14 protein-coding genes and 1 tRNA gene are annotated in these 12,993 nt (G+C 54.5%); 10 read left to right on the top strand and 5 right to left on the bottom strand.

The features are described from left to right. Positions 1 to 52 precede the first annotated feature (52 nt). From KQI10_RS06985 to KQI10_RS06960, 6 genes are all read left to right on the top strand, one after another. On the top strand, positions 53 to 334 hold the full coding sequence (locus KQI10_RS06985; protein ID WP_216566690.1) for a Dabb family protein: 282 nt from the start codon (positions 53 to 55) through the stop codon (positions 332 to 334). 11 nt (positions 335 to 345) lie between these two features. Further along, positions 346 to 615: an ACT domain-containing protein gene (locus KQI10_RS06980; RefSeq protein WP_216566689.1), complete on the top strand. Its 270-nt coding sequence runs from the start codon at positions 346 to 348 to the stop codon at positions 613 to 615. Positions 616 to 624: 9 nt separating this feature from the next. Then, on the top strand, positions 625 to 1,983 hold the full coding sequence (locus KQI10_RS06975; RefSeq protein ID WP_216566688.1) for a PFL family protein: 1,359 nt from the start codon (positions 625 to 627) through the stop codon (positions 1,981 to 1,983). 92 nt (positions 1,984 to 2,075) lie between these two features. Next, positions 2,076 to 2,151, top strand: a tRNA-Ala gene (locus tag KQI10_RS06970). 351 nt (positions 2,152 to 2,502) lie between these two features. Beyond that, positions 2,503 to 3,174: a hypothetical protein gene (locus KQI10_RS06965; protein ID WP_216566687.1), complete on the top strand. Its 672-nt coding sequence runs from the start codon at positions 2,503 to 2,505 to the stop codon at positions 3,172 to 3,174. Positions 3,175 to 3,279: 105 nt separating this feature from the next. After that, positions 3,280 to 3,750, top strand: coding sequence for a GNAT family N-acetyltransferase (locus KQI10_RS06960; RefSeq protein WP_216566686.1), 471 nt, complete (start codon positions 3,280 to 3,282; stop codon positions 3,748 to 3,750). A 200-nt stretch (positions 3,751 to 3,950) separates the two neighbouring features. Here the strand turns inward: KQI10_RS06960 and KQI10_RS06955 are convergent, their stop codons facing one another. After that, positions 3,951 to 5,390 carry a M56 family metallopeptidase gene (locus KQI10_RS06955; RefSeq protein WP_216566685.1) on the bottom strand — a complete coding sequence of 480 codons (1,440 nt, stop codon included), beginning with the start codon at positions 5,388 to 5,390 and terminating at the stop codon, positions 3,951 to 3,953. 5 nt (positions 5,391 to 5,395) lie between these two features. Further along, on the bottom strand, positions 5,396 to 5,758 hold the full coding sequence (locus KQI10_RS06950) for a BlaI/MecI/CopY family transcriptional regulator (RefSeq protein WP_216566684.1): 363 nt from the start codon (positions 5,756 to 5,758) through the stop codon (positions 5,396 to 5,398). A gap of 154 nt (positions 5,759 to 5,912) precedes the next feature. On the opposite strand from KQI10_RS06950, the gene KQI10_RS06945 reads away from it, so the two are divergent. Together KQI10_RS06945 and KQI10_RS06940 are read left to right on the top strand one after the other, a co-directional pair. Then, complete coding sequence (locus KQI10_RS06945; RefSeq protein WP_216566683.1) at positions 5,913 to 6,476, top strand: DUF5808 domain-containing protein; 564 nt, start codon at positions 5,913 to 5,915, stop codon at positions 6,474 to 6,476. A gap of 94 nt (positions 6,477 to 6,570) precedes the next feature. Beyond that, complete coding sequence (locus KQI10_RS06940; protein ID WP_216566682.1) at positions 6,571 to 7,227, top strand: helix-turn-helix domain-containing protein; 657 nt, start codon at positions 6,571 to 6,573, stop codon at positions 7,225 to 7,227. Positions 7,228 to 7,446: 219 nt separating this feature from the next. Here KQI10_RS06940 and KQI10_RS06935 read toward each other — a convergent pair whose 3' ends face one another. After that, positions 7,447 to 8,433 carry a calcium/sodium antiporter gene (locus KQI10_RS06935; protein WP_216566681.1) on the bottom strand — a complete coding sequence of 329 codons (987 nt, stop codon included), beginning with the start codon at positions 8,431 to 8,433 and terminating at the stop codon, positions 7,447 to 7,449. A gap of 14 nt (positions 8,434 to 8,447) precedes the next feature. Continuing rightward, entirely contained in the window at positions 8,448 to 9,338 is an 891-nt protein-coding gene (locus KQI10_RS06930) for a 2-oxo acid dehydrogenase subunit E2 (RefSeq protein WP_216566680.1), read from the bottom strand. A gap of 136 nt (positions 9,339 to 9,474) precedes the next feature. Between KQI10_RS06930 and spoIID the strand changes: the two genes are divergently transcribed. Both spoIID and KQI10_RS06920 read left to right on the top strand, forming a co-directional pair. After that, positions 9,475 to 10,410 (top strand): stage II sporulation protein D, encoded by a 936-nt coding sequence (spoIID, locus tag KQI10_RS06925; RefSeq protein ID WP_216566679.1) that lies wholly within the window; start codon positions 9,475 to 9,477, stop codon positions 10,408 to 10,410. Between the two features lie 47 nt (positions 10,411 to 10,457). Beyond that, positions 10,458 to 12,158, top strand: coding sequence for a nucleoside kinase (locus KQI10_RS06920; protein ID WP_216566678.1), 1,701 nt, complete (start codon positions 10,458 to 10,460; stop codon positions 12,156 to 12,158). A 45-nt stretch (positions 12,159 to 12,203) separates the two neighbouring features. On the opposite strand, the gene KQI10_RS06915 is transcribed toward KQI10_RS06920, so the two are convergent. Beyond that, positions 12,204 to 12,974, bottom strand: coding sequence for a hypothetical protein (locus KQI10_RS06915; protein ID WP_216566677.1), 771 nt, complete (start codon positions 12,972 to 12,974; stop codon positions 12,204 to 12,206). Between the last annotated feature and the right edge of the window lie 19 nt (positions 12,975 to 12,993).

The raw sequence follows: 12,993 nt of genomic DNA, 5'->3' as shown, positions 1-12,993 counted from the left end.
ACCGGGGTAGCCTGTCTGCCCCGGTATTCTTAGTATAGAAAGGAAACTTGTCATGGTAAAACATATTATTCTGTTCACATTGAAGGAAGAGGCAGATAAGCCCGCTGTGATCGCTGCGGCTCAGGATGCCCTGCTGCCTCTGGTAGGGCAGATTCCCGGCCTTCTGAAGATGGAGGTCAGGCCCTGCTTCTGTGGCCCGGATTTTGTACTTTATTCCGAGTTTGATTCCCGGGAATCCCTGAATATCTATGCCAATCACCCCTTGCACGTGGAGGCAAAGTCCCATTTCTTCCCCTGGGTCGATGCCAGAATGCCCGCTGACTACGAGGTATAAGGAGAGAGAATATGAAAGCAATCGTTACCGTTGTTGGCCAGGACCGGGTGGGCATCATTGCCGCCGTCTGCGCCAAGCTGGCCGAGTTTAATGTGAACGTGCTGGACATCAGCCAGACTGTCATGCAGGGCTATTTCACCATGATGATGGCCACGGAAGTTTCTGCCTGCAATGTCCCGCTGGCAGAACTGGTCCAGAGAATGGACGAGCTGGGCGTGCGTATGGGTCTGTCCATCCGGGTTCAGCGGGAAGACATTTTCCAGTCCATGCACCGTATCTGAGGGTTCGCCATGCTGGATCAAAAAGATATTCTGTCCACACTGGACATGATCGACAATCAGCATCTGGACATCCGGACCATTACCATGGGCATCAGCCTGCTGGACTGCGCAGACCCGGATCTGTCCATCTGCTGCGAGAAAATTTATAACAAAATCACCCGCTGCGCCAAAGATCTGGTTCGGGTTGGTCAGGAGATCGAAGCGGAATTCGGCATCCCCATTGTCAATAAGCGCATCTCCGTTACCCCCATCTCATTGGTTGCCGCTGCCTGTCAGACGGACAGCTATGTGGAGATCGCCAAGACCCTGGACAGGGCGGCCAAGACCTGCGGCGTCAATTTCATCGGCGGTTTCTCCGCTCTGGTGCAGAAGGGCTGTACGGAGAGCGACTGGAAGCTGATCCGGTCTATCCCCGAGGCTATGGCGGCTACGGATATGGTCTGTGCCAGTGTCAACGTCGGCTCTACCAAGGCAGGCATCAATATGGACGCTGTGGCCGAGATGGGCCGCGTCGTCAAAAAGACCGCTGAGCTGACCCGGGATAATGACTGCCTGGGCTGTGCCAAGCTGGTGGTCTTCGCCAACGCTGTGGAGGACAATCCCTTTATGGCGGGTGCGTTCCATGGTGTGGGCGAGCCGGAGTGCGTCATCAATGTGGGCGTTTCCGGCCCCGGCGTGGTGTACCATGCCCTGCAGAGCGTCAAAGGGCAGCCCTTTGATGTGGTGGCAGAGACTGTGAAGAAGACCGCCTTCCGCATTACCCGTATGGGCCAGTTGGTAGGCGTTGAGGCTTCCCGCCGTCTGGGCGTGCCCTTCGGCATTGTGGATTTGAGTCTGGCACCCACCCCCGCCATCGGCGACAGCGTGGCAAGAATCTTGGAGGAGATGGGGCTGGAAGTCTGCGGCACCCACGGAACAACCGCCGCTTTGGCTTTGCTGAACGACGCTGTGAAGAAGGGCGGCGTTATGGCCTCCAATCATGTGGGCGGACTGTCCGGCGCGTTCATCCCCGTATCTGAGGACGAGGGCATGATCGCCGCCGCCGAGCGTGGCACCCTGGTGCTGGATAAGCTGGAAGCCATGACCTGCGTCTGTTCTGTTGGTCTGGACATGATCGCCGTCCCTGGGGACACCAGTGCGGCAACAATTTCCGCAATTATCGCCGATGAGGCGGCAATCGGTATGGTCAACACCAAGACCACCGCCGTCCGCATTATCCCCGCTCTGGGGAAAGGCGTCGGCGACCGGGTGGAAATGGGCGGCTTGCTTGGCAGTGCTCCTGTTATGCCCGTCCATTGTGAAAGCAGCGAGGCATTCATCGCCCGCGGCGGCCGTATCCCGGCACCGCTGCAAAGTCTGAAAAACTGACAAAAATGCCTCCGGCCTGTACCGGAGGCATTTTCTCACTTGACATTTCCGGGAAACGGATGTATAATATCCCAGTCAATTGAAGAAGATATGGGCTTGTAGCGCAGCTGGGAGCGCACCACATTCGCATTGTGGGGGTCGAGGGTTCGAATCCCTTCAAGTCCACCAAAAATGAAGCGCACCCAAAAGGGTGTGCTTCATTTTTGCCTGGGAAGGGGATTCGAACCATGCCATGCAACGGTCTGGTGGACCGTTGCCCATCGCCGGCTGGACGGCGATGGCTCCATAGTGTTTCGAATCCCTTCAAGTCCACCATTTTTTAGCCGATAAACTGTAATGTTTACCAGATTTCGCGTAATTTCACAACTTTCTTAAAAACCCGATTTCCGGATTTTTAAGCCAAGCTAACAGATGAAAAAATGGAGCGCATAGTAATTTCTTGCGTAATCTCCTGCTTGATGATATAATACACCATATAGGCCGTTACTTAATTTGCGAGAAAAGCGGGGTGTGTATGGAGTGGCAAAAACAAAAATTGAGTGTTTCGAAGAGGAACTTACCAAGACCGGCGTGACGAATGAAAAGCTCCAGGAATATGAGAAACTGCTTAAAAGAGCGGGAAATGACTGGAGCAGAATTCAACATTGCTATATTACAGCTTATTGGCTTCCAGTTGAGAGACTGGAGGAATCCATAAAGCTGATTGAGTTCGGAATCGCCAGGTATGGAAGTGAGCCGGGATATGCTGTACACGCTTATGATATGCTGGGGATGATTTACGAAAGAGCGGGCTGTTACCAAAAGGCCTACGAAATCTACACATCAATTTTCCCAAACCATATTGGCGGCTACAGAGGAAGCTATCCCTGGTGTCTGCTGAATATGAAAATGCACACTGACGGATTCCGGTACTCTGAGAAGCTGGAGGCGTATTTTGAGCTTTGCCTGTCAGAGAATGAATTTTCCAGATCAGCACTAAATAATCAATTCATGTTGGCCGTGGCAGACTACATTATTGCGGATCATTATGATGATGAGAAACGTAGAAATAATGCGTATGATGACATTTTTGAAATGCTGGAACCGGGATTCAAAGGGGCTTTGTTTGACATTTTGAAGAAACACGGGCATGAGGAACAGCTTAAGCTCACAAAGGAGTGTCGGATATTTTTGGACGGTATAAAAAGGTGACACAAAAGAGATGAGATAGTTCCCCAAAGCGGCACCTTTTTGTATATTCCGAAAATATAGTTGGCACGGAAAAACGATTATAGGAAGACAAGCTATAGGGGGAGTATGGAATTGCTTACCATTTATGAACCTAAATATGAAGACCTCTGGTTCCGGCAGGAAATGTTGGCCGACGAGGCGACCATGGCCTACAACCATGCCTGGGGCGGAACCATTGCGTTCCCGGAGGAACGGTGGGCGGGCTGGTATGACCGCTGGGTCGGAAATCCGGAAGGTCAGCGGTACTACCGGTATCTGAAAAATGAAGCCGGGGACTTTATCGGTGAAATTGCGTACCATTATGACGCCGATGAAGATATTTTCCATGCGGACGTTATCGTCTATGCCAAATACAGAGGAAAGGGCTTCGGCGCTCAGGCGCTGGATCTGCTGTGCGGTGCGGCGAAGGAGAAGGGCGTTTCTGTTTTGTATGACGATATCGCCATCGACAACCCGGCCATATCGCTGTTTCGGAAGCATGGATTTCAGGAAGAACGCCGGACGGAAGAGAAGATTCTTTTGCGAAAAGAGCTGTAATAGAGCAGAAATATCGTAGGGGGCGATGCCTTCATGGCCCCGAGGGCCAGACAATAGATTGGTACATATCTCGTACCGATCTATCGACCAACCTTCGGGACGATGTGGGCATCGCCCCCTAAAGTTGAATACGGTTGCCGCCTATGAAACAAGGTGACCGGCAGGCAAGTTCCGCAGGTGTAGAAACCGGGCACGCGGCGTTAGTTCTGCGCTGACATCCAGACGATCACAGCGCACTCCGATGCCTCCTGTAATCTGTACCCGTTTTCCCTGTAATCCTCATTGTCAAATGAAAACAGGAAGAATCCGGCCTCGCCGTGGTCGAAGATCATGGCGCTGAGCAGAATATCCCTGTCAGGTGTCAGATCGATGGTTTTGGCTCCGGACCATTCCAGGCTGTTCAGCAGGTAGCTGTTTTCCGGCAGGAAAATGGAGGCGGTCAGGGATTCTTCGGAAGAGTCGGTATCGACCTGAATTTGATAGGCTGTGGTTGCGTAGTCCTTTGCCTCTCGATTCAGGGACAGACGGACATTCTTTGTGCCCTGGGGAATGTCCAGCGGGATGCTCTGGGTGCAGGTCCCGTTTTCCCAAAGCTCCGCGTGAATGGTCACGGCGGTGTTGAAAGTGGAGGTGTGCAGCTGAATTTCCGCAGTCTGCGGAGGATCAAAGGGGGTGTTATGATAGCTCTTGAGCTTCATATAGTCGCCTGCCCGTACAGGATTCGTCAGGAAGCAGGCCGCAACAGTCAGACAGATGACGACAGCTGCCAGAATGGCACGGAAGGTGGGCTTTCGGTAGTTCAGGATTCCCCTGATCCGCTGCTTGACGCTGGCTTCTCCGAAAGCGACGGGACAGGCAGTTATAAACTTTCCGGGAACAGAGCAGGCGAGAAGCGCTTTGGAATATGCCTGTTTACCAGCTGGGGCCATATTTCGGATAACTTGCTCATCACAGGCAAATTCCATATCCCGGCAGAACAGCCCATAGGCAGCCCAGACCAGAGGGTTGAACCAGTGGATGCTCAGCAGCAGGAAGCCCAGGAGCTTCCGCCAGGGATCCAGCCGCGCGATATGGGTGCGCTCGTGGGCGATGACAGGCTGCATCTGTGCTTCCTCCATGTCAGAAGGGAGATAGATTTTTGGCCGCGCCAGCCCCAGAACGAAGGGGGAGGGAATACGGTCACAGAAATAGATGTTGCCTTCATAGGGGATGCTTTCCTTCGTCCGTCTGCGTACCCGTGCATAGCTTACCGCAGCGTACAGAAGCATGACACAGGCCCCTCCCGCCCAGATGCACATCACCGCGGGCAGATAGACATTTGGTGTATGGAGCGTTGCGGTTGGGCCGTCTTCCGTGGGCGCAGCCGCAAAATAGGGGATCTCTGCCATGGGTTTCTCGGATTTCTGGTTGTAGCGGATGTACTCGAGCTGTCCATTGTGAAAGGCACCCACATGATTGAATACGGAAAGACCACTGGAAAAGGTAACCGGGCAGCATAACCGCAGAGCCACAAAAAGCCAGAGGATACAAAGGTACCTTTTCGGAAAATTCCGGAAAATCAGCCGCAAAAGCATCACAACGCCAATCAGAATGGCGGAGGCGGCGCTCATATTCAGGAGCGTTACAAAAGCGCTGTACATATCTCTTACTCCTTTCTCATCTGTCGGATCATTTCCTGAATCTCGGCAAGGTCGGCCTCAGAAAGCTTTTTCCGCCGGGTAAAGGCTACCAGGAAGGCGGGCAGAGAGCCGCCGAAGATGTCCGTGACAAATTTCTCACTCTGGGCCGAGGCATACTCCGCCTTTGTCATCCGGGATGTGACCGTGCCGTTTTCATTTTGGAAAATACCTTTCTCACACAGCCGTTTCAGAACGGTGTAGGTGGTGGATTTTTTCCAGTCCAGTTCCCGACCGCACAGCTCCACCAGTTCTCTGGAAGTAAGGGGCTCATGCTGCCAGATAATATCAGCAAACCGCGCTTCCACAGTGCCGAGTTTCAAATCGTCCATATGCATTCCTCCTTGGTCTATACTTTGTAGATTCATGGATAGTCTACAACACATAGACCAATTTGTCAAGAGCGTTAAGAAAGAATTAACCTTCGCATGCTTGACGTTTTGGCACATGAAAGGTACAATCAAAGCAGAAAAGGAGGGTGCTGTCATGGGAGAAAAGCACAAATGGACACCGGAAGAAGTCCAGCTGTGGTACAGAGGCCAAAGGACCCACAACTATTCTAACCCGGAGGACACCAATTGGGTGGTCCGAAAGCCCCACAACATGGGGTGGACCATGAATCTGGCGAATCCAAAAACCTGGTGGTTTCTGGCGGGGGTCGCCTGCGTTGTCATGCTGGTGAGTTGGTTTACAAGCTGGCGCGGCTCCATCGGAATTATCGGCGGTGCGGACGGCCCCACGGCCATTTATGTGTCGGGCGGCAGCAGCACACCTACAGGCTACCCAACAGGCAGCGTCCAGCGGCCTCAGATCATGTATGACGGGACGCTTTACCTGTACTCTGCCAACGGCTTTGACGAACCCCTGCCGGAGGGCTTTGCTCTGGTTGGCAGCGTTCAGTGCGTGGATGATGCCAATGCGCCGACCCGTGACTTTTCCGGCAGCCTCGTTGAGGTTGGACAGAAGATCTACGCTTCGCCGGAGAATAGCAGCATCTATGTAGAATATACGGACGGCTTCGGGGAGTTTGTGCCGGAAGAGACAGAATAGACGGAAAATGTGCTGCGGTACCCTGCTGCAAAGAATCTTTGCGTGACATTTCGGCCCCTGTGTGCTATCTTGGGTGCAAAGGAGGCGGAGAACTATGCGTGATATCGGAAAGAACATCCGCCAGGCCCGGGAGCGGAAGGGCTGCAGCCAGGAGCAGCTGGCGGAGCTGCTGTTTGTAACGAGACAGACAGTCTCCAACTATGAGACGGGCCGGTCCCGCCCGGATGTGGAGACCCTTGTAAAAATATCCCAGCTGTTGGATGTGGAAGTTACGAACCTTATTTACGGACCTCAGCAGGTCACCAGTCATCGCTGGTCCTTTTGGATTCGGCTGAGTATCGTTGCCGCACTGCTCGGCATCTCCCTCTGGCTTACGCCATTTTCCCGACGCTATGCGGAGCTGTACTATAACAAGATCCCGGAATGGTACAGGATGCTGATCCTTGTACCATGCGTATACTTTTCTCTGGGACAGCTGTTTCTGGATGTGCTGCGGCGAATCTGGAAGCCCAAGCCCCTCGCCGGGGCAAAAATCATCCGTGGGGTCTGTGTTGCCTGGATCGTTTGCTATTGTGCGGCGCTCCTGCTTGCTTTTTTACAGTTGTATGTGGAGTGTTTGGAATATACATGGCTTGTGAAATGCGCCTACACCTTCCTCGGCATGGTCCCGGGTTCGGGATTTGCCCGGTATTGCGGCATGACCTGTGCCTTTCTGGCCGGAGGCGGGCTGGTGCTGTCGGAGGACAAGTGAACAATGCAGATTGCTATCAAAAAAGCCGCCCAACCGGGCGGCTTTGGCGTTAGGGAAGCTCTGATTAAATCGCCAAGAGCTGACGGCGAAAGATTTTGTTTCCAGGCAAGGTTTGGAAAATGAGGGAATACTGTATGTATTTCCCATTTTTCAAACCGCAGACTGGAAGCAAAAGAACCGCCGCTCAGCCGCAGACGATTTATTCAGAGTTTCCTTAGGTTACATGGTAAACTGAATTCCGCAGAAGGCGGCGTAGAGAATCAGCAGCACAATGCCCTGATACCGGGAAAGCTTCTTGGTTTTCAAGGCGGGCAGGGTCAGAAACGCCATGACGAAAAGCATCAACGGAATATCCAATACAAGAGAGGCGTTGACGCCAAAGAGAGTGCTGGACTCCGGAATATAGAAAGGAGCCAGTGTCATGGACATACCGCTGACCAGAACCAGGTTAAAAAGATTGGCGCCGATGACGTTGCCCAGGGACAGAGCACCGTGGCCCTTTGCCAGGGAGGTGATGGCCGTGACCAGCTCGGGAAGACTGGTACCCAGAGCTACGAAGGTCAAAGCAATGACGGATTCGGGCACACCCAAAGCCTGAGCAATCAGCGTGCCATTGTCCACCAGCAGATCAGCGCCCACCGCTACCAGAGCAGCGCCTACCACCAGCAAAAGAATGTCCTTGCCCATGGAGTTCTTAGTGGCTTTTTCCTCAATTTCCTTCGTTTCCTCTTCTTCCGCGGCGGCTTCAACGGGGTTCCTGAAACCCTGCCGGACAGTAACCACCAGGTAGACAACGAAGATGGCCAGCAGCAGAATACCCAGAGGGCGGCCGAAGTAGCCGGTCACATAGGTGTTGACCACGTAGATCGCGGCAGAGCCGAAGAAAAACAGCACGGGAGTTTTCAATGCCTTGGTGTCCACAGGGCCGGGGCGGACAGCCACGGTGATGGCGGCTATCAGAGCGGTGTTGCAGATGATGGAACCGATGGCGTTGCCGTAGGCGATCTCGCCGTGGCCCGTCAGGGCAGAGGTGGCGGAGACCATGACCTCCGGCAGAGTGGTGCCGATGGAGACGACGGTAGCTCCAATGATGATCTCGGGCACATGGAACCGCTCGGCAATGCCGGTAGCGCCGTCAACGAACCAGTCGCCGCCCTTAATGAGAAGGACAAGCCCCAGGGCAAACAGCAGTACAGGAATGAGCATTCAGTAACAACTCCTTAGCGTTTGATGGAATATTCTACAGGGGTATCCGCGGGCATATCCAGAAGCTCGGGATTTTCCAGGAGCTTCTTGACCAGCGCTACGGTGCCGGAGTAGTAATAGCCGTCGGCGATCCGCTCGTCCAGAGTGATACCAAGGGGAACAACCTCTTTCAGTTCCTCGGTGCCGTCGGCATAGTGGAACATCTTCATATGCTTCTTGCCCAGAACGATGAAGCAGGAGTTGGTGCCCCAGTTCACCAGATGGTGATAGCCTACCTCCAGACCGATAGAGCCCAGATTGGACAGAAAGATTGCCGCGTGGTTGGGGTCGGAGCCAATGAGGCTCTGGGGAGCCCAGCCGCGCTTGTCCAGCCAGAGAACGAAGCCCGTAATAAGATTGATGGTCCACTGGGGCAGTTTGGACACGATGTCCATGGCACCGGTGGAGGTGTCTTTCTCCGTATCACTTTTGGTGACGTGGATGACCTTCATAATCTTCTCATGGAAGGAGTCCATGGTCTCTTTTTCACCGATCTTGAAATGGGCCAGAGCTTCCTCGGCCCGGTCGTCGAATTTCTTCTTGACGGTAAAGGCAACGGTAATGTCATTCCGCTGGTATACCCGTTTGTTGCAGACAAACCGGTTCATTTTGGGGCGCAGCACAAAGGCCTTGCCGATGGCGCAGGCAATAACGTGGAAGAAGGTGTATTTATCTTCGGTCAAGCCCTCGTTCTTTTTGGCGAGATAGGTTTCCAGTGGCTTATAGTCAATATCTACGCTGATATAGGCCTCATTATCCGCCCGGTTGGGCATGATGCAGGGCATAATCCGGTTCATGCTGGGCAGATCCTTCAGCCATACCGCATCAGGTCGGTCGCCCCATTTTTTCTTTTTGGTCTCAGGCATAATAATTCCCTCCGTATGGTCACAAGTGCCCCTATTGTAGCAGAATCTGGTATCAATTGCAAATAAAATTTCCGACGGCCTTTTTGTCTCCCTTGTGCTATTATGACGGCAGATTTACCGGGGAGGCGCGGGTGTTATGGAAAAACAATCGTCCCAGCTGCGGCAGTCCATCCTTATGGGGCTGCTGCTGCCTGTATTGCTGATTGGCGGCGTGGGAAATCTGGCGGAAGAGGCAGAGATGCCTTCTTTTTACACAAAGGACAGTGCCGTAAGCGTTTGCCTGACAGACGGAACGGAACTGGCTTTGGATGCTTATTTGCAGCGGGTGCTCCTGGGGGAGATGCCCATATCTTTTGAGAAAGAAGCCTTGAAGGCCCAGGCGGTGGCGGCCAGGACCTATACGGCCAAGGCCATGGCCGGGGGAAAACATGGGGGAAAGCTCTGCACGGACAGCACCTGCTGCCAGGCTTTTTGTGACGCCGCGGCATTTACCTCCTTTACGCCGGAGGAGCGGGAAAAAGCTGCCGACGCGGTGCGGGAGACGGATGCACTGGTTCTGACTTACGACGGGGCGCTGATCGAGGCGACTTTCTTTTCCTGCTCAGGGGGCCGGACGGAGGATGCCGTTGCGGTGTGGGGCACGGACTATCCGTATCTTCGCAGCGTGGAAAGTCCCGGGGAGGAGGCCGCGAAATATGACACGGACAGCCGTCTGGTTTCCAAAAGGGAACTGGAAACGGCACTGGAGATCACATTGAGCGATAATGCCGCGTCCTGGGCGGGCGCGGTACAGCTGACGTCCGGCGGTGGGGTGGAGACGATTGAACTGGGCGGCAAACGTTTTCTGGGCGTCTATCTGCGAAAGGCATTGGGATTGCGCTCTACGGCCTTTACCGTTACGCCGGAGGGGGATGCCCTGCGTTTTGATACCCGGGGCTATGGCCACCGCGTGGGGCTGAGCCAGTACGGAGCCAACGCCATGGCGGCGGATGGGGCGGATTTCCGGGAAATACTCAGACACTATTACCCCGGAACGGCTTTGTTAAATTATGGTGAATTTGTTGAAAACTGACCCGGATTATGGTAGAATACAGGCAAAAATAACGGGTAGGTGATTCTATGCAGCTGAATATTGACGGAAAGACCATCCAGGCAGAACCGGAGCAGTCCCTGAAAGCACTGGTGGCGAAGCTGGGGCTTGACGCGCCAAAGCTGTCTCAGCGGCCTCTTGCGGCCCGGATTGCGGGCGAGGTCTTTACATTGAATTATATCCCTCTGCGGGAAAAGGACGGGGAAGGAGACCGGCCTTCCATGCGGCGGGCCATGGCCGCTTCCGGCGGAAATATTAAGCTCCTGCGCTACGGCGATTCCGCCGGCAAGGAGGTCTATATCCGCACGGCCCAGTTTTTGATGTTCCTGGCATTTCAGCAGCTCTGGCCCAAGGCCCGGGCTGTGGTGGGCTGCACCTTGGGTTCCAGCGTATATGTGACCGTTGAGGGCGCGGAAAATTTTTCGGCGGAACGACTGAAAAAGCATATCCAGGAGCTGGTTGCCCGGGATATTCCGCTGCTTCGCAGACGGGTGTCCCGGGAGGAGGCCATTGCCCGCTACGCCGCTATGGGGCGACAGGACAAGGCCCGGCTTCTCTCCTGGCGCAGCCTGCCCTATTGCAGTGAATATACCCACGGAGACTACACGGATAGCTTTTTCGGGGAAATGGCCCCCTCTACGGGCTTTTTGACGGTTTGGGACGTACTCAGCGCCGATGGAGGCTTTCTCTTCGTCTTTCCGGATGATCTGGACCCGGACAGATTGGCGAAGCTCAGTCCCATGCCCCAGTTTTTCAGCGTGTTTTCCGAGGGAGAACGCTGGTGCCGCCTGATGGAATGCCAGAACGCGGCAGACCTGAACGATCTGACGGTTTCCGGACGCATCCGGGAGCTGATCCGGGTCAATGAGGCCCTCCATGAAAAACGCTTTGCCCAGGCGGCGGATCTGGTTAGCAGCCGGGGGGCCAGGGTGGTCCTGCTGGCAGGCCCCAGCTCTTCGGGAAAGACCACTTCCGCCCACCGTCTGGCGACACAGCTGCGGGTCTATGGCAAAAAGCCCGTGCTTATGAGCCTGGACGACTACTATATCGACCGGGACAAGATCGCCCCGGGGCCTGACGGCAAGCTGGATCTGGAGCATATCAACACGCTGGACTGTGACCTCTTCCGAAAGGATATTTCCGAATTGCTGGCGGGGAAAGAGGTGGAGCTGCCCACTTTCAATTTCAAAACCGGCAAACGGGAGTGGTCCGGCAAGCGTCTGATGTTGGCGGCGGATTCTGTCATCATTGCCGAGGGCCTTCATGCCCTGAACCCTGCTATGCTGCCGGAAAGTGTGGATATGCGCCGGATCTTCCGGCTCTATGTCAGCCCGCTGCTGCCGCTGAATCTGGACGACCACAACCGGATTCCCACCAGCTATCTGCGGCTTCTGCGCCGGATCGTCCGGGATTACGAGACCCGGGGTTCCTCTGTGCAGCATACTCTTTCCATGTGGGAATCCGTCCAGCAGGGAGAGAAGCGCTGGATATTCCCCTTCCAGGAGAATGCGGACATGATCTTCAACAGCTCCACACTCTATGAACTGGCGGTGCTGAAAAAGCATATTTACCCTCTGCTTACCGCCGTTCAGCCGGAGGACAGCTGGTATGACGAGGTGCGCTACATCGTCAGGATTCTGGACTTTATCCGGGAAGCGGACGTGGACGACGAGATCCCACCCACAAGTATTGTCCGGGAGTTTATCGGCGGGAATACGTTTTATCGATAAAAACAGCAGGCGCATGGTGTGAAAATACACCATGCGCCTGTTTCCTTAGAGAATGTAGTCCGTCACGCAGTCATACCAATGCACGTAGGTAATGCCGTTGACGGTGAGCCGGTCGTTTGCCGGCAGCTGCGCACTCCAGAGTTTGCCGTATCGGTCAAGGGCCCAGTCGTCCCGGTTGTACCGGCGCCAAAGAATGGTCCTGCCGTTTTGATCCAGAAACTGTTCCGTGATAACGGCGCAGCCGGGGCTTTCGATATCCATGACGCATACGGTGTCATAGGCTTTCCCGTTGATGGTGACGGTGTATCTCCCAACAATATCCAGAAGGAATTCCCCGTTTTCTGATGTAATGGTGTTCCCGTCCCGTTGGATTAGGCCCTTGGGGGAAAGGCTGACCTCCCTGCCGCAGTTGTCAGCGCCGTAACCCCAGTTCAGCATGAATTCCTCGCCGTCCAGAAATGTGAGGTAATTGCGCACGCCATCGTCCGTCCGAAGCGCCGCCAGATAGCGGCAGCGGGTATCCGTCAGCTGGGCGACAAAGGTACGCTGAATGGTGTCCTTTCCGCCGAGGCGGGGATCCTCCGCCGCGGTCAGCTCCACGCCCTCAATGCCGTGAACCCTGGCCCTTCCGGTCACCTGAGTATGGTAAATATTGGCGCATTTCCGGGAGGGCATATCGTACATGCCCCAGGAGAGCTTTTCTCCAAGCCTTGGGACAAGAAACCATCCCTGGAGTTCCTCCCATCTGACGGAAAAAGGCGGCTGCGCACCGGATACAATGGTATACGGGGGCAAATAGTCGGGCAGTTTTTTCATAGTTGTATCTCCTTTCACT

The organism is Pseudoflavonifractor sp. MSJ-30 (genome assembly GCF_018918045.1).
Lineage (GTDB): Bacteria > Bacillota > Clostridia > Oscillospirales > Oscillospiraceae > Faecousia.
This window is presented reverse-complemented; position numbering and strand designations above follow the sequence as displayed.